This window comes from Teichococcus deserti (assembly GCF_001982615.1).
GTDB classification, from domain to species: domain Bacteria; phylum Pseudomonadota; class Alphaproteobacteria; order Acetobacterales; family Acetobacteraceae; genus Pseudoroseomonas; species Pseudoroseomonas deserti.
Genome location: NZ_MLCO01000096.1, coordinates 1 through 22965, shown reverse-complemented (window position 1 = coordinate 22965; position 22965 = coordinate 1). Strand labels below are relative to the sequence as shown.

The following is a 22965-nucleotide window of genomic DNA, read 5'->3' as shown; positions in this document are numbered from 1 at the left end:
ACGCTGCGCAGCGCCGGGCGCCGGGCCGGTGACCGCCAGGCTGACGCGCACGCCTTCCGCTGCCAGGCCGCGCGCCAGATCGAGCGCATAGGTCCAGACGCCGCCGACAGCGTCCGCGGTCATGAAGAGCTGGCGCGGCGCCGTCACGGCAGCGCGGGCGCCCTGCGCCGCGGCGCCTCCGCCTGCTGCAGCCAGGCGGCGAGCCGCGCCAGGCCTTCGCGCCAGGAGAGCGGCGCGGCGAGGCCCAGCTGCTGCCGCGCGGCGCGCGTGTCGGACACGTAGTAGCGCTGGTCGCCGGCCCGCCATTCGGCGCGCTCGACGGTGACGGCGCGGCCGGTCAGCGCCTCGATCGCGTCGATCACCTGGCGCAGGCTGACCGCATTGGCCGGGCCGCCGCCGAGGTTCAGCGCGCGGCCGCCGAGGCGCGGCGCCTGCCGCCAGGCGGCGAGATAGGCGTCGACGGCGTCATCGACATGCAGCAGGTCGCGCACCTGGAAGCCGTCGCCGAACAGGGTGATCGGCTCGCCGGCCAGGGCGCGCAGCAGGAAATGCGCGACCCAGCCCTGGTCCTCGGTGCCCATCTGCCGCTGGCCGTAGATGCAGCTCATGCGCAGCACGGCGACCGGCAGGCCGAAGCTGCGGCCGTAATCCAGCACATACTGGTCGGCCGCGCCCTTGGAGCAGCCATAGGGCGTGTGGAAGTCGAGCGGCTGCTGCTCGCCGATGCCATGCGCATGCAGCTGCGGGTCGACCGGGTGATAGCCCTCGGCGCCGCGCTGCAGCGCGATCTCGCCGAGGCCGCCATAGACCTTGTTGGTGCTGGCGAAGACCAGCGGCACCGCCTCGCCGCGCTGGCGCAGCGCCTCGAGCAGCAGGAAGGTGCCGCGCAGGTTGACGTCGAAATCCTCGACCGGCGCGGTCAGGCTGGTGGTGACCGCAACCTGCGCCGCCAGGTGGAAGACGGCCGAGGCCTCCTGCGCGGCGCGGCGCAGCGTCGCCTCGTCGCGCAGATCGGCGACGACGGCGGTGACGCGCTGCGGATGGCGCTGCTGCAGCCAGCGCAGGTTGCGCTCGACGCCGGGCCGGGCCAGCGAATCATAGACCAGCACGTCATGGCCGAGCCCGGCCAGGCGGTCGGCCAGGTTGCTGCCGATGAAGCCGGCGCCGCCGGTGACCAGGATCGGCGCGGTCATGCCACCAGCCCCCGGGCCTCGAGCTCGTGCCGTGCCTGCTGCACGCGGTCCTCGGCCTGCTGCGCCGCGACCCATTCGGCGAGCTCCGCCAGGTCGGCGGTGAAGTCACCGCTGGCGGCATAGCCGAGCTCGGCCTCGGCCTTGCCGATGTCGGGGATGTTGTGGCGGATGTCGCCGCTGCGCGCCTTGCCGGTGATCTCGGGGGCGATCTCCGGCCGGCCCATGGCGGCGGCGAGCGACAGCGCGACCTCGGCCACGCTGCGGTTCAGCCCGCTGCCGATGTTGTAGACCTGGCCGGCCGCCTGCGGCGTCTCGAGCGCGAGCACGAAGGCGCGGGCGACGTCGCGCACATGGACGAAGTCGCGGCGCTGCTCGCCATCCTCGAAGATCATCGGGCTCTGGCCGTGCAGCAGGCGCGCGGCGAAGATCGCCAGCACGCCGGTATAGGGGTTGGACAGCGCCTGACCCGGGCCGTAGGCGTTCCACAGCCGCAGCGCGACGCCCTCCATGCCATAGGCCGGCGCCAGGGTCAGCGTCATGCGCTCCTGCGCGAACTTGCCGATGGCATAGACCGAGGCGAGGGCAGGGCGCTTGCTTTCCGGCGTCGGCACCGGTCGCAGCGGCCGTCCCTGCGAATCGACGGGATCCCAGCCCTGGCCGGGCCGGCGCGGCCCGCGCGTGACATCCTCGTGCAGCAGGTTGTCGGCGTCGCGATAGAGCCCTTCGCCATAGATGCTCATCGAGGAGGCGACGACGACGCGCTGCACCGGCTGCGCGATCAGCTGCTGGAACAGCACCGCGGTGCCGAGCTCGTTGACCGAGGTGTAGCGCTCCACGGCATACATGCTCTGGCCGACGCCGACCTCCGCGGCCAGGTGGACCACCTTGTCGACGCTGCGCAGCGCGCGGGCGACGGCGGCCTCGTCGCGCACGTCGCCGCGGATCAGCTCGACGTCGGCCGGCAGCAGCGGGCGTGGCGTGTCGCCATGCACCTGCTCGATCAGGGCGTCGAGCACGCGGATCCGGTGGCCACGCTCCAGCAACGCCTTCGCCAGATGGCAGCCGATGAAGCCGGCGCCGCCGGTGATCAGGATGGTATCCGCCACACATTCATTCCTTGCGAAGGGCGGCATGCTGATGCCGGGGGAAGAAGATGATCAAGCGCAAAGCCGGAACAGCGAATCGACGAAAATAAATCTGTGAGGAACTTTCCTTTGGAATCAACGAGGGTCCGCGAGCAGGCCGAGCCGTCACTTTTATTTATTCACATGCGTTAGTTTCGCGCCCGGATCCCTGCCCTAGGGTACAAAGAAGGTCGTGACGATGCCGGTCCAAGGCGCGGCGCTGCCGCATGCCGCTGAAAGGAATTCGCGTGTCCGCATCGCGATCGATCCGCCTGGGTGTCGTCGGGCTTGGCAATTGCGCCTCGGCGCTGCTGCAGGGGCTGCAGCATTATCGCGACGTCGGCGCCAACGAGACGCCGCCCGGTCTGATGCATGCCGATCTCGGTGGCTACCGTCCGCGCGACATCGTCCTCGCCTCGGCCTTCGACGTCCATGCGGGGAAGGTCGGGCGGGACGCCGCGCAGGCCCTGCTGGCGCCGCCGAACAACACGGCGATTTTCGCCGAGGTGCCGATGACCGGCGTCACCGTCGAGCGTGGCCCGACGCTGGACGGCATCGGCCGCTATCTCGAGGACGAGATCGAGGAGTCCGCGGAACCGGTCGCTGATGTCGCCGAGTCCCTGCGCCGCAGCGGCACCGAGGTGCTGGTCTCCTACCTTCCCGTCGGCGCGCAGCGCGCGACCGAGTTCTACGCCGAGCAGGCGCTGGCCGCCGGCTGCGCCTTCGTCAATTGCGTCCCCGTCTTCATCGCCTCCGACCCGGCCTGGCGCCGCCGCTTCGCCGAGCGCGGCCTGCCGCTGGTCGGCGACGACATCAAGAGCCAGGTCGGCGCCACCATCCTGCACCGCGTGCTGACCCGGCTGCTGGCGGAGCGCGGGCTGCGGCTCGACCGCACCTATCAGCTGAATTTCGGCGGCAACAGCGACTTCCGCAACATGCTGGAGCGCGACCGGCTGGAATCGAAGAAGATCTCGAAGACCCGCGCGGTGACCAGCCAGCTCGGCATGCCGCTGCCGGCGGATGCCGTGCATATCGGGCCCAGCGACCATGTGCCCTGGCTGACCGACCGCAAATGGGCGCATATCCGCATGGAGGCGACCGGCTTCGGCGACCAGCCGCTGAACATCGAGCTCAAGCTCGAGGTCTGGGATTCGCCGAATTCCGCCGGGATCGTGGTCGATGCGGTGCGCTGCGCCCGGCTGGCGCTGGACCGCGGCATCGGCGGCGTGCTGGCCGGGCCTTCCAGCTACTATATGAAATCGCCGCCCGAGCAGCTGACCGACGAGGAGGCGCGGCTGGCCGTCGAGCGCTTCATCGCCGGCCAGGGCTGACGCGCCGCCTTGGCCACCACGCTGTTCCTGCTGCGGCACGCGGCGCATGGCGAGCTGCACCGGCTCTGCGGCCGGCTGCCCGGCATCGCGCTGGGCGAGGCGGGTCTCGCCCAGGCCGGCCGCCTCGGCGCGCGGCTGCGGCGCGAGGCGCTGGAGGCGCTCTACAGCAGCCCGCTGCAGCGCTGCCGGCAGACCGCGGCGGCGATCGGCGACCGGCTGGCGCTGACGCCGGAGATCGAGCCCGACGCGACCGAAATCGATGTCGGCGCCTGGAGCGGGCAGCGCTTCGATGCGCTCGCCGGCGAGCCTGGCTGGGAGGCCTGGAACGCCGAGCGCGACCGCGCCCGGCCGCCCGGCGGCGAGAGCATGGCCGAGGTGACGGCGCGCATCATCGGGCTGATCGAGCGGCTGCGGCAGCGCCATCCCGACGGGCGCATCGCGCTGGTCAGCCATGCCGACGTCATCAAGGCGGCGGTCTGCGCGCTGCTCGGCCTCGGCATCGCGGCGCATGCGCGCTTCGAGGTGGCGCCGGCCTCGCTGACCGCCTGCGCGCTCTGGCCGGGCGGCGGCAAGCTGCTGCGGCTGAACGAGACAGGGGAGGATGCATGAGCGGCGGACTGGACGCACGGCGGGCCCGCATCGCGGCGCTGGGACCCTGGTTCCACAACATCGAGCTGCATGGCGTGATGACCGCGCCCGAGCATCCGCTCGGCGATTTCCCGCGCAAGGTCTGGCAGCACTTCTCGCAGCTGGTGCCGCAGGATCTGACCGGCCGCAGCGTGCTCGACATCGGCTGCAACGGCGGCTTCTACGCGCTGGAGATGAAGCGGCGCGGCGCCGCCCGGGTGCTCGGCATCGATGCCGATGCGCATTACCTCGCTCAGGCCCGCTTCGCCGCCGCCGAGCTCGGCCTCGATGTCGAATACCGGCAGATGTCGGTCTTCGATGTGGGGCGCTTGGGCGAGCGCTTCGACCTGGTGATCTTCATGGGCGTGCTCTACCACCTGCGGCATCCGCTGCTGGCGCTCGACCTTCTGCGCGAGCATGTCGTGGGCGACCTTCTGCTGTTCCAGACCATGCAGCGCGGCGCGCGCGAGGTGGAGCCCGTCGAGTCCGATTACGACTTCGAGGCCGAGGCGCATCTGGCCCGGCCCGGCTATCCGAAGCTGCATTTCATCGAGCACCGCTATGCCGGCGATCCCACCAACTGGTGGCTGCCGAACCGCGCCTGCGCCGAGGCCATGCTGCGCAATGCCGGCTTCGAGATCCTGCAGAACCCCGACCGCGAGACCTATCTCTGCCGCGCGGCCGACCTTCCCTACGGCGCCGGCGCCGTCTACCCCGCGAGGACCCCTGGCTGATGCTCGAAGCGGCGATGATCTGGAACGAGCCCAACAACAAGTCGCATTGGGATCCTGGGCTCGACCCCGACTGGATGATCTTCGCCGAGACGGCGCGGCTGGCCGGCCAGGCGATCCGCGCCGAGAGCAGCAGGCTGCCGCGGGTGCTGGGCGGCATCTCGCCGATCGATCCGGTCTTCATCATGAAGATGGGCGAGCGCGGCGTGCTGGCCGAGATGGAGGCCGTCGCCGTGCACGGCTTCCCGCTCGACTGGAACCTCTGGCAGATCCATGAATGGCCGGCCAAGCTCGCCGAGATCCGCGCGGTGACCGAGCTGCCGGTCTGGGTCTCCGAGGTCGGCGTCTCCACCTTCGGCGCCGAGGAGGTGCAGCTCTGGGGGCTGCAGCGCACGGCGCAGCTGCTGGCCGGCCAGGCGCCGCGCATCCACTGGTACAGCCTCTACGACCTGCCGCGCGCCTGGGAGGCGACGACCCGCCACCGCGAGGCCGAGGGCTCCTCCTACTACCGGCATTTCCACATGGGGCTGCTGCGCGAGGACGGCACGCCGAAGCTGGCGCTGGAGGAATTCGGCCGCCACACGCCGGCGCTCGGCCTCTGCCAGTGGTTCAACTTCGAGGACCACCGGCTGGAGGATGCGGTGACCTGGATGAAGCGGCTCGGCATCCGCCACCTGCGCACCGGCCTGTCCTGGGCCGACAGCTTCCGCCCCGACGCGCTGGCCTGGTTCGACCGGCAGATGCGCGCGCTGGAGGAATTCGAGGTCACCGTCACCTTCTGCTTCACGCCGGAGCATCGCGGGCCTGGCCAGCACCACACCAGCCCGCCCTACGAGCCGCTGGAATTCGCCCAGTTCTGCGCGGACATGGTGCGCCGCTATGCATGACGGGTCGATGCGCGCGGCCGTGCTGACCGGGCCCGGCCGCGTCGAGATCCGCGAGGCGCCGCGGCCGATGCCGGGCCCCGGCCAGCTGCGGCTGAAGCTGCAGGGCTGCGGCGTCTGCGCCTCCAACCTGACGCCCTGGGCCGGGCCGGACTGGATGCGCTTCCCGACCGAGCCGGGCGGGCTCGGCCATGAGGGCTGGGGGGTCGTGGATGCCGTCGGCCCCGGCGTCGCGGAAAGCTGGCTGGGCCAGCGGGTCGGCGCGCTCTCCTACCATGCCTATGCCGAATACGACCTGGCCGAGGCAGAGGCGGTGCTGCCTCTGCCGCCCGAACTCGACGGACAGCCCTTCCCGGCCGAGCCGCTCGGCTGCGCCATGAACATCTTTGCCCGGTCGGAGATCCGCGCCGGGCAGGATGTCGCGATCATCGGCATCGGCTTCCTCGGCGCGCTGCTGACGCGGCTGGCCAGCCGGGCCGGGGCGCGGGTCATCGCCATCTCGCGCCGGCCGACCTCGCTCGCGCTCGCCCGCCGCATGGGGGCTGCCGAAACCATCCCGATGCAGGACCACCAGGCGATCATCGCCCGCGTCCAGGCGCTGACCGAAGGCCGGCTCTGCCCGCGCGTCATCGAGGCGGTGGGCAAGCAATGGCCGCTCGACCTGGCCGCCGAGCTGACCGCCGAGCGCGGCCGGCTGATCATCGCCGGCTACCACCAGGACGGCGCGCGCCAGGTGTCGATGGGGCTGTGGAACTGGCGCGGCCTCGACGTGATCAACGCGCATGAGCGCGACCCGGCGGTCTATCGCCAGGGCATGCAGGCGGCGCTGCAGGCGGTGGCGGAGGGCCGGCTGCCGCTGGACGGGCTGTGCAGCCACGAATATCCGCTGGACCGGCTGGGCGAGGCGCTGGACGCCACCCGCGACCGCCCGGAGGGCTTCGTCAAGGCCTGGATCCGGCTGGCATGAGCGCGGCGCTCCCCCGTCTCGGTTTTCTCGGCACCGGCTGGATCGGCCGGCACCGGCTGGCGGCGATCCGCGACGCGGGCCTGGCCGAGATCGTCGCCATCGCCGATGCCGTGCCAGAGGCGCTCGACGCCGCCGCCGCGCTGGTGCCGGGGGCGCGCCGGCTGCCGGACCTGGACGCGCTGCTGGGCGAGCGGCTGGACGGCGTCGTCATCGCCACGCCTTCTGCGCAGCATGCGGCGCAGGCGCTGCAGGCGCTGCGCCAGGGGGTCGCCGTCTTCTGCCAGAAGCCGCTGGGCCGCGACGCGGCCGAGGTGGCGGCGGTGCTGCAGGCGGCGCGGCAGGCCGACCGGCTGCTGGCCGTCGACCTGTCCTATCGCGGCACCGCGGCAATGCAGCGCATCCGCGCCCTGGCCCAGGGCGGCGCGCTGGGCCGCATCCATGCCGTCGACCTGGTTTTCCACAATGCCTACGGCCCGGACAAGCCCTGGTTCTACGACAAGGCGCAGTCGGGCGGCGGCTGCCTGATCGACCTGGGCGTGCATCTGCTGGATCTGGCGATGTGGGTGCTGGGCTTCCCGGCGGTGCCCCAGGCCGCCGGCCTGCTGCAGGCGCAGGGCCTTCCGCTGCCGCCCGATGCCGGCGAGGTCGAGGACTATGCCACCGCCCAGCTGCAGACCGCCGAGGGCACCGTGCTGCGCCTGGCCTGTTCCTGGCGGCTGCATGCCGGGCGCGAGGCGGTGATCGGCGCCACCTTCCACGGCACCGAGGGGGGTGCTGCGCTGCGCAACATCGGCGGCTCCTTCTACGACTTCGAGGCGGTGCAGCTGCGCGGCACCCGGGAAGAGGTCCTCGTCAGCCCGCCCGACGACTGGGGCGGCCGCGCCGCCGTCGACTGGGCGCGGCGGCTGGGGCAGGGGGGGCGTTTCGATCCGGCGGCGGCCGAGCTGCTCGAGGTGGCGCGGCTGCTCGACCGGCTCTATGGCCGCCCCTCCCTGCCGGCGCTCGCCGCCGTCGGCGCCGGGTAGCGCGCCATGCTGGTCTATGGCGATGCCTGGCAGGAGGTGGCGCCGGACCAGGCCCTGGACCGGCTGGCCGGCCGGCTGCGCCGCCTGGGCGCCATGCCGGCCGGCCTGCCGCGCCATGCCGTGCTGGCCGAGGCCTTCTGCCAGGCTGCAGGGCTGGCCCAGGGCCTGGCCGATGCCGAGTTCGAGGCCGCCGGCCAGGACGACCCCAGCCCCACCCAGGCGGCCAGCCTGGCCCTGGTGATGCGGCTGGCCACGGCGCTGGGCCAGTCCTGGCGCTCCGGCTTCCGGACCCTGGCCAACCTGCCGCCAGTGCCCCAACGCGCCGCCGGCTGGCCGGCGCGGCTGCGGCTGCGCCAGCCGGAGGGTTTTTCCTTCTACGCCCTCTATCCGGAGGGGCACTGGCAGGCGGCGCTGGCCTCGGGGCTGGGCCCGTCGACGCGGGTGATCGGGCTGCGCAGCATCGGCCTGGCGCTGGCCGCCATGGTGGCCGCCGCCCTGGGTGCTGCGCCGCCGCTGACCTTGCGTCCGACCGGCCCGCCCTTCCGCCGCCGCCTGGCGCTGGCCCCGGCGCTGCAGGCGCGGCTGGCCGAACCCGCCCCCGCCTTCGCCATCGTCGACGAGGGGCCGGGCCTGTCCGGCAGCTCGATGGCCGCGGTGGCTGAGGCGCTGCTCGAGGCCGGCCATCCGGCCGGGCGGCTGCATCTGTTTCCCGGCCATGCCGGCCTGCCGGGCGCCCAGGCCAGCGCCGCGCATCGCGCGCTGTGGCAGCGCCTGCCGCGGCATGTCGCGCCGCTGCAGCCGGATCTGGGCGCCTGGCTGGCGCCGCTGGCCGGCCCGCCCGAGGCGCCGCCGCAGGATCTGTCGGGCGGCGCCTGGCGCGGGCTGCGCTATGGCAGCGAGGCCGCCTGGCCGCCGGTGGATTCGCTGCAGGAGCGGCGCAAGGTCCTGCTGCAGGCCGGCGGGCAGCGCTGGCTGGCGCGCTTCTGCGGGCTGGGCGAGGCCGGCCGGCGCAAGGCGCCGCTGGCCCGGGCCCTGTCGCGCGCCGGCTTCATCCCTGCCTGGCGCGGGTTGCGCCACGGCTTCTCGCTGGAGGCCTGGGAAACGGCCGAGGGGCTGGACCAGCGCCGGGCCGAGCCAGGGCTGCTGTTCGACACCGTGCTGCGCTACCTGGCCTTCCGCGCCCGGCATTTCCCGGTGCCGGCCGGGCAGGGGGCGGCGCCGGCGGCGCTGTGGGAGATGGCCTGCGTCAACACCGGCCTGGCGCTGGGCGACGCCGCCGGCCAGGCGCTGCGCGATCAGGCGCCGCCGCTCGACCGGCTGGCGGCGCTGGCCCGGCCCTGCCGCACCGACGGCCGCATGCAGCCCTGGGAATGGCTGCATCGGGCCGATGGCCGGCTGCTGAAGGCCGATGCGCTGGACCACCATGCGGCGCATGACCTGGTCGGCTGCCAGGACATCGCCTGGGACGTTGCCGGCGCCGAGCTCGAGCTCGGACTCGACGGCGACCGGCTGCTGGCGGCGCTGGAAGAACGGCTGGGGTGGCCGCAGCACGGCGCGCTGCTCGACTTCCACCGCCGCTGCTACCCGGCCTTCCAGCTCGGCGCCCGCGCCATGGCGGCGGCCAGCCACGCCCATTGGCCGGCCGAGGCCGTCCGCCTCGGCCGCACCGACGCCTATGCCGCGGCGCTGGCGCGGCGGCTGTGACACATCATCAACCCGGCTTCCTGTGAGGAAACGCGCCATGCAAGGCGAAGCCAGCATCCTGGTCACCGGCGGCGGGGGCTTTCTCGGCTCGCATCTCTGCGAACGCCTGCTCGCCGAGGGCCATCACGTCATCTGCGTCGACAACTTCTTCACCGGCTCGCGCGGCAATCTGACCGCGCTGCTGCGGCATCCGCGCTTCGAGGTGATGCGCCACGACGTCTGCCTGCCGCTCTATGTCGAGTGCGACGCCATCTACAACCTGGCCTGCCCGGCCTCGCCGGTGCATTACCAGCGTGACCCGGTGCAGACGGTGAAGACCAATGTCGCGGGCGCCATCAACATGCTGGGCCTGGCCAAGCGGGTGAAGGCGCGGATCTTCCAGGCCTCGACCTCGGAGGTCTATGGCGATCCCGAGCAGCATCCGCAGACCGAGGCCTATTGGGGCCATGTCAATCCGATCGGCGCGCGCTCCTGCTACGACGAGGGCAAGCGCTGCGCCGAGACGCTGTTCTTCGACTATCACCGCCAGCACGGCGTCGAGGTCAAGGTGGCGCGGATCTTCAACACCTATGGCCCGCGCATGCATCCCAATGATGGCCGCGTGGTCTCCAGCTTCATCGTCCAGGCGCTGACCGGGCAGGACATCACCCTGTTCGGTGACGGCAGCCAGACCCGGTCCTTCTGCTATGTCGACGACCTGATCGAAGGCTTCCTGCGGCTGATGAACAGCGATGCCGGGCTGAGCGGACCGGTCAATCTGGGCAATCCGGAGGAATTCACCATCGCCGAGCTGGCGCGGATGGTCGTCGAGATGACCGGCTCCCGCTCGCGCCTGGTGTTCCGGCCGCTGCCGCAGGACGATCCGCGCCAGCGTCGCCCGGATATCAGCCTGGCGCGGAAGGCGCTGGGCTGGCAGCCGACGGTGCCGCTGCGCGAAGGCCTGGCCCGCACCATCGCGCATTTCGACGCGCTGCTCAGCCGTGGTGAAGGCGGCATCGATCCGGGCTTCCGCCAGGCCGCGGCGCCGCCGGTGCATTAGCGGCGGCACCGCCAGGCGGGGCTGCGCAGCTTGTGCTGCACTGCCGGTACCCTTCTGAAACTTGCTGATATTTACTTATGTTATTCTGATTTTCTTTGTCGGTCATACAACTCCACCCTGGGGCATGCCGTTTCCCTGTCATTCCGGCCGGGCCGCGCTGCCGGCCTGGCCGAACGGGAAAAGGATTCGCCGCATGCCTCAGCAACGCACTGCCTGCCCGCAAGCTCCCCGCCACCGGCAGGGGCGCGCGGCATGAAGGCGCTGACCTGGCACGGCAAGTCCGACATCCGCTGCGAGGCGGTGAAGGATCCCGAGATCCAGCACGGCCAGGACGCCATCATCCGCGTCACCGCCTGCGCCATCTGCGGTTCCGACCTGCATATCTATGACGGGGTGATCCCCGGCATGGAGCATGGCGACATCATGGGCCACGAGACCATGGGCGAGGTGGTCGAGGTCGGCCGCGACAACAAGACGCTCAAGGTCGGCGACCGCGTGGTGGTGCCCTTCACCATCTCCTGCGGCGCGTGCTTCTTCTGCAGCCGCGGCTACTACTCGGCCTGCGAGCGCAGCAATCCGAACCGCGAGGCGGCGACCAAGCTCTGGGGCAATTCGCCGGCGGGGCTGTTCGGCTACTCGCATCTGCTGGGCGGCTATGCCGGCGGCCAGGCGGAATATCTGCGCGTGCCCTATGCCGATGTCGGGCCGATCAAGATCCCCGACGGCATGCCGGACGAGCAGGCGCTGTTCCTCTCCGACATCTTCCCCACCGGCTACATGGCGGCCGATCTCTGCGGCCTGACCGGCGGCGAGACGGTGGCGATCTGGGGCTGCGGCCCGGTCGGGCAATTCGCCATCCGCTCGGCCTTCCTGCTGGGCGCCGAGCGCGTCATCGCCATCGACACCGTGCCCGAGCGGCTGGCCATGGCGCGGCAGGCCGGCGCGCTGACGCTCGACTTCAAGGAAGAGGACATCTACGACCGAATCATGCAGCTGACCCAGGGCCGCGGCGCCGATGCCTGCATCGACGCGGTGGGGTCGGAGGCGGATGCGACCGCCAGCCTCGACAGCCTGATCGACCGGGTGAAGGTCGCGACCTTCATGGGCACCGACCGGCCGCATGTGCTGCGCCAGGCGATCCATTGCTGCCGCAACTTCGGCACCGTCTCGATCGTCGGCGTCTATGGCGGCTTCCTCGACAAGATCCCGATGGGCTCGGCGATCAACCGCGGCCTGACCTTCCGCATGGCGCAGACGCCGGTGCAGCGCTACCTGCCCGAGCTGCTGCAGCGCATCGAGAAGGGCGAGATCGACCCCTCCTTCGTCGTCACCCACACGGCGCGGCTGGAGGACGGCCCCGACCTCTACAAGACCTTCCGCGACAAGAAGGATGGCTGCATCAAGGTGGTGCTGAAGCCGTGATGCGCGCCCCCGCTACAAGGAGTGCCCCCGCATGACCATCGAGCCCCGCCCCCTGGCGCTGGTGACCGGCGCCTCCAGCGGCATCGGTCTCGCCCTCGCGCGCTGCTGCGCCGAGGACGGCCATGACCTGATCATCGCCGCCGACGAGCCGGAGATCGAGCAGGTCGCCTTTGCGCTGCGCAGCCTGGGCGGCGCGGTGACCGCGGTGCAGGCGGATCTGGCGACGGAGGCGGGGGTGGAGGCCCTGCTCGCCGCGCTGGCCGGCCGCCCGGTCGACGCGCTGCTGGCCAATGCCGGCCGCGGCCTCGGCCATGCCTTCCTCGACCAGGACTTCTCCGCCATCCGACATGTGGTCGACACCAATGTCACCGGCACGCTGCGGCTGCTGCATGCGGTGGGCCAGCAGATGCGGGCGCGCGGATCGGGGCGCATCCTGCTCACCGGCTCGATCGCCGGCTTCATGCCCGGCAGCTACCAGGCGGTCTACAACGGCAGCAAGGCCTTCATCGATTCCTTCAGCCACGCGCTGCGCGACGAGCTGAAGGACAGCGGCGTCACGGTGACCTGCCTGATGCCGGGCCCCACCGAGACCCGCTTCTTCGAGCGCGCCGGCATGCTCGACACCTCGGTCGGGCAGGCTGCGAAGGACGATCCGGCCGATGTCGCCCGCACCGGCTATGCCGCGATGAAGGCCGGCGACGGCGATGTGGTCAGCGGCGTCAAGAACAAGCTGCAGGCGGCGATGGCGCATGTCACGCCGGCGCCGGTCCTGGCCGCCATGCACCGCCGCATGGCCGAGCCGAAGGAGGAAGGCTGAGCGGCAGCCGCCGGGTGAGGGGAGGCGCGCCTGGTCGCCCCGCGCCCGCTTGGCCCGGGCGTCGCCCTGGCGGTCGCCGCCCTGCTGCTGTCCGGCTGCAAGCGCGAGCAGCGCCAGCCGCGGCTTGACCCGCCGGCCGCCGCGGCGCTGGATGCCGTGGCGGTGTCGCCCGGCGGCATCGGCGGCCGGCCGCCGCCGGTCGAGGCGGCGCTGGGCCATCCCTTCCAGAACAACGCCTGGCAGGTGGCGCAGGGCAAGCGGCTCTATGCCGGCTTCGGCTGCCCGACCTGCCATGGCGATGGCCGTGGCGGCGGCAGCGGCGGCCAGGCCGCCAGCCTGCCCGGGCCCTCGCTGATGGATGGCTGGTGGAATTACGGCCAGGACCCGGTGACGCTCTACCTGACGCTGCGCGACGGCCGCCCCGGCGGCATGCCCGCCTTCCGCGACCGCCTGCCGCCGGAGCAGCTGTGGCAGCTGGTCGGCTATCTGCAGCATCTGGGCGCCTATCGCGCCTCCCTGGCCGCCCCCGGCCGAGACGACGCGCCGCAGACCCGGCCGGCCGAGAACCGCGCCCCCGCCGCGCAGGAGCCGCGCTAGATGCGCGCGGGCGTCGCCCTGCTGCTGCTTCCGCTCGCCGGCTGCACCGGGGCGCAGTCGGCGCTCGACCCCCAGGGGAGCGTCGCGCAGCGGCTGGGCGCGCTGTTCTGGCTGTTCGTCGCCGTGCTCGGGCTGATCTGGCTGGCGGTGCTGCTGGTGCTGGCGGTCGCGCTGCGCCGCCGCGCTGTCTCGGCCGCGCCATCCGGCGAACGCCGCGCCGGCCGCGTCGTGACGGCGGCGACGCTCGCCACCGCGCTGGTGGTGGCCGGGCTGACCCTGGCCAGCTATCGCGCCACCCATGGCCTGTCCGACGATGCCGCCGCGCCGCTGGTGGTGCAGCTGCGCGGCTACCAGTGGTGGTGGCAGGTGACCTATCCGGGGCCGGGGGGCGGGCTGGTCACCGCCAACGAGATCCGCCTGCCGGCCGGCCGTGCCGCGCGCATCGAGCTCTCGGCGGCAGATGTCATCCATTCCTTCTGGGTGCCCAATCTGGCGGGCAAGCAGGACATGATCCCCGGCCGCGACAATGCGCTGACCCTGACGCCGCTGACCCCGGGCCGCTACCGCGCGCAATGCGCCGAGTTCTGCGGGCTGCAGCATGCGCATATGGCGCTGATGGTGGTGGTCGAGCCGCCGGAGGATTTCGCCGCCTGGATGGCGGCGCAGCGCGCGACGCCGGCGGCGCCCGCCGATCCCGAGCTCGCCTGGGGCCGCCGGCTGCTCGAGGAGAAAGCCTGCGGCGCCTGCCATGCGCTGCGCGGCAGCCGGGCGGCGGGGCAGCTCGGGCCGGACCTGACGCATCTGGCCTCGCGCGACACCCTGGCAGCCGGAATGCTGCCGATGACGCCGGGCAGCATCGCCGCCTGGATCGCCGATCCGCAGCAGATCAAGCCGGGCAACGCCATGCCGCGGGTCGAGCTGGCGCCGGACGAGCTGCGCGCCCTCACCGCCTATCTGGCGAGCCTGCGGTGAGCGCGCAGCCCGCCCTGCCGACCGCGGCCGAGGAAGCCGCCCTGGCCCGCGCCTGGTCGCGCCGCCCCGGCTTCTGGGGCGCGCTGGCCGCCGTCGACCACAAGGTGATCGGCCGCCGCTACATCGCCACCGCCTTCGTCTTCCTGCTGCTGGGCGGGCTGGCGGCGCTGGCGATGCGCTGGCAGCTGGCGACGCCCGAGGCGCGGTGGCTGACCCCCGATCTCTACAACCAGCTCTTCACCACCCACGGCACCAGCATGATGTTCCTCTTCGCCGTGCCGGTGATGGAGGCGATGGGCGTCTATCTGCTGCCGCTGATGCTGGGCACCCGCAACATCGCCTTCCCGCGGCTGAACGCCTTCTCCTACTGGATCTACCTGGCGGGCGGGCTGCTGCTCTGGGGCAGCCTGCTGATCGACATGGCGCCGGATGTCGGCTGGTTCGCCTATGTGCCGCTGGCCGGGCCGCAATACGGCGCCGGCAAGCGCGCCGACATCTGGGCGCAGATGGTGACCTTCACCGAGCTCGCCGCGCTGGCCGTCGCCATCTCGATCGTTGCCACGGTCTTCAAGCAGCGCGCGCCGGGCATGGCGCTGGACCGCATGCCGCTCTTCGCCTGGGCCATGCTGGTCACCGCCTTCGCCATCATCCTGGCGATGCCGGCGGTGATGATCGGCAGCACGGCGATGATCCTCGACCGGCTGGTGGGCACGCATTTCTACAACCCGGCCGAGGGCGGGGACGTGCTGCTGTGGCAGCATCTCTTCTGGTTCTTCGGCCATCCGGAGGTCTACATCATCTTCCTGCCGGCGGTCGGCATGATCTCGACCATGCTGCCGACCTTCTGTCGCCGCCCGGTCTTCGGCTACCTGCCCCTGGTGCTGGCGCTGGTCGGCACCGGCATTTTGGCCTTCGGCCTCTGGGTGCACCACATGTTCACCACCGGCCTGCCGCGCCTGGGCGAGAGCTTCTTCACCGCCTCCTCCATGGCGATCGCGGTGCCCAGCGGGCTGCAGATCTTCTGCTGGCTGGCGACGCTGTGGCGGGCCGAGCCGCGGCCGGGCGACCTGACGCGTACGCCGATGCTGTTCATCATCGGCTTCTTCGCCACCTTCATCCTGGGCGGCATGACCGGCGTCATGGTGGCCGCGGTGCCGCTGGATACCCAGCTGCATGACAGCTATTTCGTCGTGGCGCATTTCCACTACGTGCTGGTCGGCGGCGCGGTGTTTCCGCTGATCGGCGCGCTCTACTACTGGTTCCCCAAATTCACCGGCCGCCGGCTGAGCGAGGCGCGCGGCCGCTGGGTCGCCGGGCTGCTGATCCTCGGCTTCAACCTGACCTTCTTCCCGATGCACTGGCTGGGCCTCGCCGGCATGCCGCGCCGGGTCTACACCTATCCGCCGGAGATGGGCTGGGCGGGCGTCAACCTCTTCGTCAGCGCCAGCGCCCTGCTGCTGGCGGCGGGCTTCCTGCTGCTGCTGGTCGATGTCGCGCTCAGCCTGCGGCGCGGCGCGCCGGCCGGCGACAACCCGTGGGATGCCGGCACGCTGGAATGGGCCACCAGCTCGCCGCCGCCGCCCTACAACTTCGCGGCCCTCCCCGTGGTGCGGACGGCGGCGCCGCTCTGGGACGGCAACGGGCCGCTGCCGGTGGCGACCGGACTGGCCACCGACCGGCGCGAGGTGCTGCTGACCACCGTGCTGGCCGCCAGTCCGGAAACGCGCGAGCCCTCGCCCGAGGACAGCATCTGGCCCTTCTGGGCGGCGCTCGCGACCACGGCGCTGCTGATCGGCTCGATCTTCACCCCCTGGGCGGTGGTCTGGGGCGCCATTCCCACCACGGCCGCGCTGGTCGCCTGGTTCTGGCCGAAGACCGCGGAGGAGGACCGCTGATGCAGCGCCGCGCCGTCCTCGACCTGTCCCGCCTGCCGGAGGATGCGCCCTCCAGCGGCAGCCTGACCTGGTGGGGCACGCTGGCCTTCATGCTGATCGAGGGCACCGGCTTCGCGCTGGCGGTCGCGGTCTATCTCTATCTCGGCAGCCTGGACCCCGGCTGGCGCCAGGGTGCGCCGCCGCCGGCCTGGGGCCCCGGCCTCGGCGTGACCCTGCTGCTGCTGGCCAGCCTGGTGCCGAACCTCCTGCTGATGCGCTGGGCACGGGCCGGCGACCTGAAGCGGACGCGGCTCGGCCTGCTGCTGATGGCCGGCTTCGGCACCGCGCCGCTGCTGCTGCGCATCTTCGAATTCGCGGCCTTCGGCGTGTCCTGGGACGACAGCGCCTATGGCTCGGCGGTCTGGCTGCTGCTCGGCCTGCACACCACCCATATCCTGACCGACCTGGTCGAGACCTATGTGCTGTGCTTCCTCTTCTTCACCCGGCATGGCGACCATCCGCGCCGCTATGGCGACGTGCAGGACGGCGCGCTCTACTGGTATTTCGTCGTGCTGACCTGGCTGCCGATCTTCGGCTGCCTCTACGGGCTGCCGCGGCTGTGACCCGGCACCTGTCGCTGCTCGGCACGCTGGCGGGGCTGCTGGCCGGGCCGCTGCTCTGGGCGGCGCTGATGCAGGCAGGGCAGCTGCTGCCCCATGCCGAATGCGGCGCCCCGCCGCCGGCCGCCAGCGCCTGGCTGACCGGGGGCGGCATCGCGCTGTCGCTGGCCTCGGCGCTCGCCGCCGCCGCCGCGCGCCGCGGCCAGGCGGCGCCGCGTCGCTTCCTGGCCGGGCTCGGCCTGCTGATCGGGCTGCTCTTCGCCTTCGCCATGCTGCTGCAGCTGCTGGCGACGCTGCTGGTCGATCCATGCGCGCGCTGATCGCCCTCGCCCTGCTGCTCGCGGGCGGCCCGGCCCTGGCGCATGGCGGCGACCCGCATGGCGAGATCCCGCGCTGGAGCTTCGACCCCTGGGTGGCCGCGCCGCTGCTGCTGGCGCTGGCGCTCTATGCCTTGGGGCTGGCGCGGCTGTGGCGGCATGCCGGGATCGGGCGCGGCATCGGCGCGGCACCGGCGCTGGCCTGGCTATCCGGCTGGCTGGTGCTGGCCCTCGCCCTCTGCTCGCCGCTGCACTGGTGGGGCGAGCATCTGTTCACCGCGCACATGATCGAGCATGAGCTGGTCATGCTGCTGGCCGCGCCGCTGCTGGTGCTGGGCCGCCCGGTCGGTGCCGCCTGCTGGGCACTGCCGGCACGCTGGCGGCCAGGGCTGGGCCGGCTGGGGCGCGGCCCGTTCTGGCAGCCGCTGTGGCGGCTGCTGACCTGGCCGGCGATGGCGACCCTGCTGCACAGCGCGGCGATCTGGCTGTGGCACGTGCCGCCCGTCTTCGACGCCACGCTGGACAGCGCCGCGCTGCACCGCGCGCAGCATCTGAGCTTCCTGCTGTCGGCGCTGCTGTTCTGGTGGGCGCTGCGGCACCGCGCCGATCCCGGCCTGGCGCTGCTGCATCTTTTCGTCACGCTGATGTCGACCGGGGTGCTGGGCGCGCTGCTGACCTTCGCGCCGCGGGTGCTCTATGCGCGGCAGACGGCGCAGGCGGCGCTCTGGGGGCTCGACCCGCTGCAGGACCAGCAGCTGGCCGGGCTGGTGATGTGGGTGCCGGGCGGCATCGCCTATGCGGCGGCCATGCTGCTCTGCCTGGCCGCCTGGCTGCGCCGCGCGGGGAGGCTGGCCGATGCCGCGCGGCTGGGCTAGCGCAGGCCTGCTGGCGCTGCTCGCCCTCGCCGGCTGGGGCGGCTGGCGGGCGTGGAGCGACGCGGCCGAGCGCCGGGAGGTCGCGGTGGCGCTGACCGGCGGCGTGCCGGAGCGCGCTGCCGAACTGATGCGCCGCCATGGCTGCGGCGGCTGCCACGCCATCCCAGGGCTGGCCGGCGCCGATGGCCGCGTCGGCCCGGCGCTGATCGCGCTGCGGCAGCGCGTGCTGATCGGCGGCAACCAGCGCAACACCGGCGAGACCCTGGTGCGCTGGCTGGTCGATCCACGCGCGCTGCGCCCCGATGCCGGCATGCCGCCCACCGGACTGACCGAGGCCGGGGCGCGCGACGTCGCCGCCTGGCTCTACAGCCGCTAGGGCTGCGGCGTCGGGCGCGGCGGCAGCGACAGGATGTAGCGCGCCATGGCCCGGCGGTCCGCCTCCGGCAGTTGCGCGGTGTTGAACACCACATCCGCCATGCCGGCGCCGACGCGGCGGCCATCCGGCCTTTCGCCGGTGGCAAGCAGGCGCGTCAGATCGGTCTCGCCCCAGCCCTGCAGCCCGGTCGGCGTGATGTTGGGCGCGAAGCCCATGCCTTCCGGATCCGGCCCGCCGGCATGCCGGGTTGCGCCGCGGATGGCGCCGGCCGCATTGCGCGACGAATGGCATTCGGCGCAATGCGCCACCGCCTCCACCAGATAGCGGCCGCGATGCCATTCGGCGTCGCGCCCGGCGACCGGCTCGAAGGGCGTGGTGTCGAGGAACAGGAACTTCCACAGCCCCAGGCTGCGGCGGATGGTCAGCGGGAAGGGCAGCTCATGCGGCGGCGGCCGGCCCTCGACCGGCGGCAGGCTGCGCAGATAGGCGAAGAGGTCGGCAACGTCTTCGGGTGTCATCCGCGCATAGGCGACATAGGGGAAGGCCGGGTAGTAATGCGCGCCCTGCGGCGAGACGCCGGAGAGCAGCGCATTGGCCAGGTCCACCCCGCGCCAGGCACCGATGCCGTCGCGCGGATGCGGCGAGATGTTCGGCACGTGGAAGCGGCCGAAGGGCGCTGCCAGCACCCTGCCGCCGCCGAGTCGAAGCCGGTCCGCCTGGCCGGGCCCCGCGTGGCAGGAGCCGCAGTCGCCGGCGGCGAAGACCCGCGCGCCGCGCGTGGCGTCGCCGCCCTCGAAGCGGGTGACGGCATCCTCGCCAAAGCCCGGACGCGGCGCGCTTGTCTGCCAGGCCAGGCCCGCCATCGTCAGCCCGGCGGCGCCAAGCAGGCCGAGCAGCCGGCGCCTCGTCATCGCCGGCCGGCGACCCCGGCGAGCCTGCTCCCGCCCAGGGCTGCCGTGCCGCGACCGGCGATCCAGCAAAGCTGGCGTCCAGGCAGCCCGGTCAAGGTCTGCTTCAACCCTGGGCCGATCGTCACGGCATTCCCTTTCCGGCATCGTGGCGCCGTCGCGAAGGGGCCTCTGGTGGAGCGGCATCCTCGATCAGCGGTCATGCTGAAGTCCGCATTGGGGTCGCGGCCCAGATGCCATGCCGGCGCTGCCGGATGGGTCCGACCGGTTGCAGAGCGGCACCGGGCCTGGACCGCCTCGGCGGCAACTGCAGGAGACGCGGAGCAATCCCGGGAAGGGGTTGCTGCCGGAGGTTGCCGCCAGCCTGATGGAGAAGGCTGCCTGCAGGTTGCGCCACTGATCACCATGATGGACATCATCGACGGACCCCCGCTCGATCAGAAAGCGCTCGCTCCCGGGATTGCCTCTGACCAATCCATGGAGATGAGATCGTTTCAGAAATAAATCCTTGCAACTGAATCTTTGTGAGATATTTTCCGAATAATCTAATTGATTGCCGTGCCCATAAAGCAAAAAGAGGCCGGACATCATGTCATATGTTAATAATAGACTTTTTGGTAAGAGAATCTTGGTTGTGGAGCCGAGCTACCTCATCGCCAGGCATCTTTGCGATGTGCTGCGAAAGCGCGGCGTTTTTCAACTTGGGCCGGCTGCCACTGAAGCGCAGGCGCATGACATTGTCAGCGACAATGCCGTTCAGGCGGTGATTTTCAATGCCGAGCTGCGCGAAGGCACTCTCGCCGCCGTACTAGCCTTCAGGCTGGCGGCCTGGAACATTCCATCCCTGCTGCTGACCCATCTCCATCTGCCGCAGACACATCCGCTGCGGCGCGGTCGTCCGCAGCTGATCTATCCCTTCCTCGATCATCAGCTCGAGCAGGCGGTCGAAGCGCTGTTCGCGCCGCCGGCGACGGCGTCCTTCTGGACCACGGCATCCGCTGACGTGCCGTGATGCACCGAAGCCGGGCTGGCGATGTCCTTGGATCAGGAGGAATTGGCCGACTCATCGCGTTCCAGGCGCCTGAGATGATCGCGTGCTTGACCCTGGATGCGGCGAAAGAGACGAAGCATCTCTTCCGCGACCTCTTCCAAGGCGGGCGCTCGACAGAGCTTCAGGCGTGCGAGAACGGCTTCCTGGTCGGCGATGCGAAGCTCGTTTTCCAGGACGTGGCGCCTGGCCATCTGCAAGGACGTTTCCAGCCTGTGCATAGCTCGCTCCATGGTCCGAGACCGGCGGGACCGCCAGGCGGAGCATAGCCTGACAGCCCGGAGCCAAGCGCATCCCGTTTATCTCGGCACGGTAACATGTTTACCGGATCCCGCCGTCAGGGGGGCCTGCCGTCAGGCCGTCGCGGCGGCCGCCATCTCTTCGCTCAGCCCCGCCCCTTCGGCGCGCAGGGCTGACAGATCCGCCGGAGCCAGCGCCGCGCTGACCTCGGCCAGCAGCCGGTCGTGCACCGCCTGGCTGCTCGGGCTGCGCTGGTGGCCGGCCTGGTCCTGCCGGGCCTCGGCGAAGCCCATCAGCCGGGCGCCGAGCCGTGGCTTTCCTTCCCGCGCGGCGAGCAGGCCGGCGCGTTCCAGATTGGCCGCCACTTCCCGCGGCATGCCCATGATGCGGGTCGCATAGAGCCGGTCGGCGCTGAGCCGGCGCGCGCCGTCGACATCGCCGCGCATCAGGCTGTAGCTGGCCAGCGCGCCATGCAGGTGCTGCACCCAGGCGCTGCGCGACCGGGCCGGGCCGAGCACCGACAGGGCCTGCTCCACCAGGGCCGCGGCCTGGTCGATGTCGCCCGCGAGAAACTCCAGCTCGGCAAGATCGCCCAGCAGCAGCGCCTGGTCGCGCGCCGCGCCGAGCCTGGCCGCCGCCTGTATCGCCGCGGCAAGGAGCGGCCGCGCCTCCTCCGACGCGCCCTGGCGCAGCATCGCCAGCGCCTCCACGCGGCGCAGTCCGAGCGGGGCCTTGGTATCGGCCCAGCCCAGGAAGCAGGCGGCGGCCTGCTGCAGCAGGGCGCCGATGCCGGCGGCCTCGCCCGCCATGATCCGGTGCAGCGCCTGCTGCGCCAGCGCGCGGCCCAGCAGCGGGGAAGGCGCATCCTGCAGCAAGGCGACAGCGCGCCCGGCGGCGTCTGCGGCCCCGGCCTCGCCGATCGCCAGCCAGCCGCTGCGGCCGAGCAGCAGGCGCGCCTCGACTTCCGGCGACAAGGCGCCCGGGGGCAGGATCGCCAGCGCGCGGTCGAACCAGCGCGTCAGCTCGCCGGTCGAGGCGAATTCGCTCCAGAAGGTCTCGCTGAGGCTGGCCAGCAGTGCGCCCTGCGCCGGGTCGCCCGCTTCCTCCAGCGCCCAGGCCAGGCTGCCGCGCAGCATGTCCAGCTCGGGGCGGTAGCGGGCATGCCAGGCGGCATCGGGCATCGTCTCCCAGTCGGCGGCGGCGCGGCGGCACAGGCCAGCCAGCCACTCGGCCAGGCGCGCCTGGGCGCCCTCGGCCTCGCCGGCCGGCAGGCGGTCGAGCAGGGCGGAGCGCGTCGCCTGCAGCAGCCGGTAGCGCGGCGGGTCGCGCGCCAGGTCGGCCTGCACCAGCGACGTGTCGACCAGCCTGGCCACCGCGGCCTGCACCGCATCCGGTGCCATCGCCGCGCCGGCGAGGCAGAGCGCCGCCTCCAGGCTCCAGCTGCCGCGCGGCGCGGCCAGCGGGCGCAGCAGGGCCAGCTCCGCCGGGGCCAGCAGGGCCAGGCTCCAGTCCAGCGTCGCCGCCAGGGTCTGCTGCCGGGCCGGGGCGGTGCGGCGGCCGGCGGCCAGCGGCGGCAGGCGCTGCTCCAGCCGGGCGCGCAGCTGCGCCGGGTGCTGCGTCTGCAGCAGCGGCGCGGCGAGCTCCAGCGCCAGCGGCAGGCCGTCCAGGCTTCGGCAGATCGCCAGGATGTCGCGCGCCTGCGCCGGATCGGGGGTGAAGGGGCCGATCACCGCCCGCGCGCGCTCCAGGAACAAAGCGCTGGCCGGGAAATCCTCGGGCGCGGGGTCGGCGCCTTCTTCCGGCTCGGCCAAGGCGAGGGGCGCCAGGCGGTGGTGCAGCTCGCCCTCGGCGCGCAGCGGCTCGCGGCTGGTGGCCAGGATCGCCATCTGCGGGCAGGCGCGCAGGATCGCCTCGGCCATCGCCGCGGCGGCCTCCGGCATGTGCTCGCAATTGTCCAGCAGCAGCAGGCCGCGCCGCGGCGCCAGCCACAGCAGGATCGCCGCGCGATAGGCGAAGTTGCGCACGTCGATGCCCAGCGCCCGGGCGACGGCGAGCGGCAGGGCGGCCGGATCGGCCAGCGGGCCGAGCTCCGCCAGCCAGACGCCGTCGGGGAAGCCGGCCGCGGCCTGGTCTGCCACCTCCAGCGCCAGCCGCGTCTTGCCGATGCCGCCGGGGCCGAGCAGCGTCACCAGCCGGCCCGAGGAGCGGCTGGGCGCCAGCAGGGCCAGCACCGCCTGCAGGTCGGCCTCGCGCCCGATCAGCCGGGTCAGCGGG

23 protein-coding genes are annotated in these 22965 nt (G+C 72.3%); 18 read left to right on the top strand and 5 right to left on the bottom strand.

What is annotated here, in order from left to right:
• Nucleotides 1-143: 143 nt before the first annotated feature.
• Together BKE38_RS12015 and BKE38_RS12010 are read right to left on the bottom strand one after the other, a co-directional pair.
• Complete coding sequence (locus tag BKE38_RS12015) at nucleotides 144-1193, bottom strand: SDR family NAD(P)-dependent oxidoreductase (RefSeq protein ID WP_076957554.1); 1050 nt, start codon at nucleotides 1191-1193, stop codon at nucleotides 144-146.
• Complete coding sequence (locus BKE38_RS12010; protein WP_207553552.1) at nucleotides 1190-2299, bottom strand: NAD-dependent epimerase/dehydratase family protein; 1110 nt, start codon at nucleotides 2297-2299, stop codon at nucleotides 1190-1192. Before BKE38_RS12010 ends, BKE38_RS12015 begins: the two co-directional genes overlap by 4 nt.
• 266 nt (nucleotides 2300-2565) lie before the next feature.
• On the opposite strand from BKE38_RS12010, the gene BKE38_RS12005 reads away from it, so the two are divergent.
• The 17 genes from BKE38_RS12005 to BKE38_RS11925 all read left to right on the top strand — a co-directional run bounded on the left by BKE38_RS12005 (nucleotide 2566) and on the right by BKE38_RS11925 (nucleotide 18495).
• Complete coding sequence (locus BKE38_RS12005; protein WP_242662329.1) at nucleotides 2566-3648, top strand: inositol-3-phosphate synthase; 1083 nt, start codon at nucleotides 2566-2568, stop codon at nucleotides 3646-3648.
• A 9-nt stretch (nucleotides 3649-3657) separates the two neighbouring features.
• On the top strand, nucleotides 3658-4257 hold the full coding sequence (locus BKE38_RS12000) for a histidine phosphatase family protein (protein WP_076957551.1): 600 nt from the start codon (nucleotides 3658-3660) through the stop codon (nucleotides 4255-4257).
• A complete protein-coding gene (locus tag BKE38_RS11995) occupies nucleotides 4254-5009 on the top strand; it encodes a TIGR04290 family methyltransferase (protein WP_076957550.1) in 756 nt (251 codons plus the stop codon). Before BKE38_RS12000 ends, BKE38_RS11995 begins: the two co-directional genes overlap by 4 nt.
• The gene (locus BKE38_RS11990; RefSeq protein WP_076957549.1) at nucleotides 5009-5893 is read left to right on the top strand and encodes a beta-xylosidase; all 885 of its coding nucleotides are present in this window, start codon (nucleotides 5009-5011) and stop codon (nucleotides 5891-5893) included. The genes BKE38_RS11995 and BKE38_RS11990 overlap by 1 nt, the downstream gene beginning before the upstream one ends.
• Before the next feature lie 7 nt (nucleotides 5894-5900).
• Nucleotides 5901-6857 carry an MDR/zinc-dependent alcohol dehydrogenase-like family protein gene (locus tag BKE38_RS11985; protein WP_083747503.1) on the top strand — a complete coding sequence of 319 codons (957 nt, stop codon included), beginning with the start codon at nucleotides 5901-5903 and terminating at the stop codon, nucleotides 6855-6857.
• The gene (locus tag BKE38_RS11980; RefSeq protein WP_076957547.1) at nucleotides 6854-7882 is read left to right on the top strand and encodes a Gfo/Idh/MocA family protein; all 1029 of its coding nucleotides are present in this window, start codon (nucleotides 6854-6856) and stop codon (nucleotides 7880-7882) included. The genes BKE38_RS11985 and BKE38_RS11980 overlap by 4 nt, the downstream gene beginning before the upstream one ends.
• 6 nt (nucleotides 7883-7888) lie before the next feature.
• Nucleotides 7889-9586 (top strand): hypothetical protein, encoded by a 1698-nt coding sequence (locus tag BKE38_RS11975; RefSeq protein WP_076957546.1) that lies wholly within the window; start codon nucleotides 7889-7891, stop codon nucleotides 9584-9586.
• Between the two features lie 37 nt (nucleotides 9587-9623).
• On the top strand, nucleotides 9624-10625 hold the full coding sequence (locus BKE38_RS11970; RefSeq protein WP_076957545.1) for a UDP-glucuronic acid decarboxylase family protein: 1002 nt from the start codon (nucleotides 9624-9626) through the stop codon (nucleotides 10623-10625).
• Nucleotides 10626-10877: 252 nt separating this feature from the next.
• Complete coding sequence (locus tag BKE38_RS11965; RefSeq protein WP_076957544.1) at nucleotides 10878-12047, top strand: zinc-dependent alcohol dehydrogenase; 1170 nt, start codon at nucleotides 10878-10880, stop codon at nucleotides 12045-12047.
• Nucleotides 12048-12078: 31 nt separating this feature from the next.
• Entirely contained in the window at nucleotides 12079-12864 is a 786-nt protein-coding gene (locus BKE38_RS11960) for an SDR family NAD(P)-dependent oxidoreductase (protein WP_076957543.1), read from the top strand.
• A gap of 156 nt (nucleotides 12865-13020) precedes the next feature.
• Nucleotides 13021-13461 (top strand): c-type cytochrome, encoded by a 441-nt coding sequence (locus BKE38_RS11955; protein WP_242662328.1) that lies wholly within the window; start codon nucleotides 13021-13023, stop codon nucleotides 13459-13461.
• A complete protein-coding gene (gene coxB, locus BKE38_RS11950) occupies nucleotides 13462-14433 on the top strand; it encodes a cytochrome c oxidase subunit II (RefSeq protein ID WP_076957541.1) in 972 nt (323 codons plus the stop codon).
• On the top strand, nucleotides 14430-16328 hold the full coding sequence (gene ctaD, locus BKE38_RS11945) for a cytochrome c oxidase subunit I (protein ID WP_076957540.1): 1899 nt from the start codon (nucleotides 14430-14432) through the stop codon (nucleotides 16326-16328). Before coxB ends, ctaD begins: the two co-directional genes overlap by 4 nt.
• On the top strand, nucleotides 16328-16930 hold the full coding sequence (locus BKE38_RS11940) for a cytochrome c oxidase subunit 3 (RefSeq protein WP_076957539.1): 603 nt from the start codon (nucleotides 16328-16330) through the stop codon (nucleotides 16928-16930). Before ctaD ends, BKE38_RS11940 begins: the two co-directional genes overlap by 1 nt.
• Entirely contained in the window at nucleotides 16927-17247 is a 321-nt protein-coding gene (locus tag BKE38_RS11935) for a hypothetical protein (RefSeq protein WP_207553551.1), read from the top strand. The genes BKE38_RS11940 and BKE38_RS11935 overlap by 4 nt, the downstream gene beginning before the upstream one ends.
• Nucleotides 17235-18119: a cytochrome c oxidase assembly protein gene (locus tag BKE38_RS11930; protein ID WP_076957538.1), complete on the top strand. Its 885-nt coding sequence runs from the start codon at nucleotides 17235-17237 to the stop codon at nucleotides 18117-18119. Before BKE38_RS11935 ends, BKE38_RS11930 begins: the two co-directional genes overlap by 13 nt.
• Nucleotides 18100-18495, top strand: a complete 396-nt coding sequence (locus BKE38_RS11925; RefSeq protein WP_076957537.1) for a c-type cytochrome — start codon at nucleotides 18100-18102, stop codon at nucleotides 18493-18495. The genes BKE38_RS11930 and BKE38_RS11925 overlap by 20 nt, the downstream gene beginning before the upstream one ends.
• Here the strand turns inward: BKE38_RS11925 and BKE38_RS11920 are convergent.
• Nucleotides 18492-19406, bottom strand: a complete 915-nt coding sequence (locus tag BKE38_RS11920) for a c-type cytochrome (RefSeq protein WP_076957536.1) — start codon at nucleotides 19404-19406, stop codon at nucleotides 18492-18494. The two genes, BKE38_RS11925 and BKE38_RS11920, sit on opposite strands and share 4 nt — an antisense overlap.
• Before the next feature lie 631 nt (nucleotides 19407-20037).
• Here BKE38_RS11920 and BKE38_RS11915 point away from each other — a divergent pair.
• Nucleotides 20038-20415, top strand: coding sequence for a response regulator (locus BKE38_RS11915; protein ID WP_131829575.1), 378 nt, complete (start codon nucleotides 20038-20040; stop codon nucleotides 20413-20415).
• A 32-nt stretch (nucleotides 20416-20447) separates the two neighbouring features.
• Here the strand turns inward: BKE38_RS11915 and BKE38_RS11910 are convergent, their stop codons facing one another.
• Entirely contained in the window at nucleotides 20448-20672 is a 225-nt protein-coding gene (locus BKE38_RS11910; protein ID WP_076957534.1) for a hypothetical protein, read from the bottom strand.
• A 132-nt stretch (nucleotides 20673-20804) separates the two neighbouring features.
• On the bottom strand, nucleotides 20805-22965 hold a 2161-nt coding region (locus BKE38_RS32000; protein ID WP_076957533.1), incomplete at its 5' end, for an ATP-binding protein.

What these genes read in the sequence shown, in the direction of transcription:
- BKE38_RS12015 (WP_076957554.1), bottom strand. Translation starts at nt 1,193, where the DNA reads ATGACCGCGCCGATCCTGGTCACCGGCGGCGCCGGCTTCATCGGCAGC.
- BKE38_RS11995 (WP_076957550.1), top strand. Translation starts at nt 4,254, where the DNA reads ATGAGCGGCGGACTGGACGCACGGCGGGCCCGCATCGCGGCGCTGGGA.
- BKE38_RS11990 (WP_076957549.1), top strand. Translation starts at nt 5,009, where the DNA reads ATGCTCGAAGCGGCGATGATCTGGAACGAGCCCAACAACAAGTCGCAT.
- BKE38_RS11985 (WP_083747503.1), top strand. Translation starts at nt 5,901, where the DNA reads ATGCGCGCGGCCGTGCTGACCGGGCCCGGCCGCGTCGAGATCCGCGAG.
- BKE38_RS11980 (WP_076957547.1), top strand. Translation starts at nt 6,854, where the DNA reads ATGAGCGCGGCGCTCCCCCGTCTCGGTTTTCTCGGCACCGGCTGGATC.
- BKE38_RS11975 (WP_076957546.1), top strand. Translation starts at nt 7,889, where the DNA reads ATGCTGGTCTATGGCGATGCCTGGCAGGAGGTGGCGCCGGACCAGGCC.
- BKE38_RS11970 (WP_076957545.1), top strand. Translation starts at nt 9,624, where the DNA reads ATGCAAGGCGAAGCCAGCATCCTGGTCACCGGCGGCGGGGGCTTTCTC.
- BKE38_RS11965 (WP_076957544.1), top strand. Translation starts at nt 10,878, where the DNA reads ATGAAGGCGCTGACCTGGCACGGCAAGTCCGACATCCGCTGCGAGGCG.
- BKE38_RS11960 (WP_076957543.1), top strand. Translation starts at nt 12,079, where the DNA reads ATGACCATCGAGCCCCGCCCCCTGGCGCTGGTGACCGGCGCCTCCAGC.
- coxB (WP_076957541.1), top strand. Translation starts at nt 13,462, where the DNA reads ATGCGCGCGGGCGTCGCCCTGCTGCTGCTTCCGCTCGCCGGCTGCACC.
- BKE38_RS11940 (WP_076957539.1), top strand. Translation starts at nt 16,328, where the DNA reads ATGCAGCGCCGCGCCGTCCTCGACCTGTCCCGCCTGCCGGAGGATGCG.
- BKE38_RS11930 (WP_076957538.1), top strand. Translation starts at nt 17,235, where the DNA reads ATGCGCGCGCTGATCGCCCTCGCCCTGCTGCTCGCGGGCGGCCCGGCC.
- BKE38_RS11925 (WP_076957537.1), top strand. Translation starts at nt 18,100, where the DNA reads ATGCCGCGCGGCTGGGCTAGCGCAGGCCTGCTGGCGCTGCTCGCCCTC.
- BKE38_RS11920 (WP_076957536.1), bottom strand. Translation starts at nt 19,406, where the DNA reads ATGACGAGGCGCCGGCTGCTCGGCCTGCTTGGCGCCGCCGGGCTGACG.
- BKE38_RS11910 (WP_076957534.1), bottom strand. Translation starts at nt 20,672, where the DNA reads ATGCACAGGCTGGAAACGTCCTTGCAGATGGCCAGGCGCCACGTCCTG.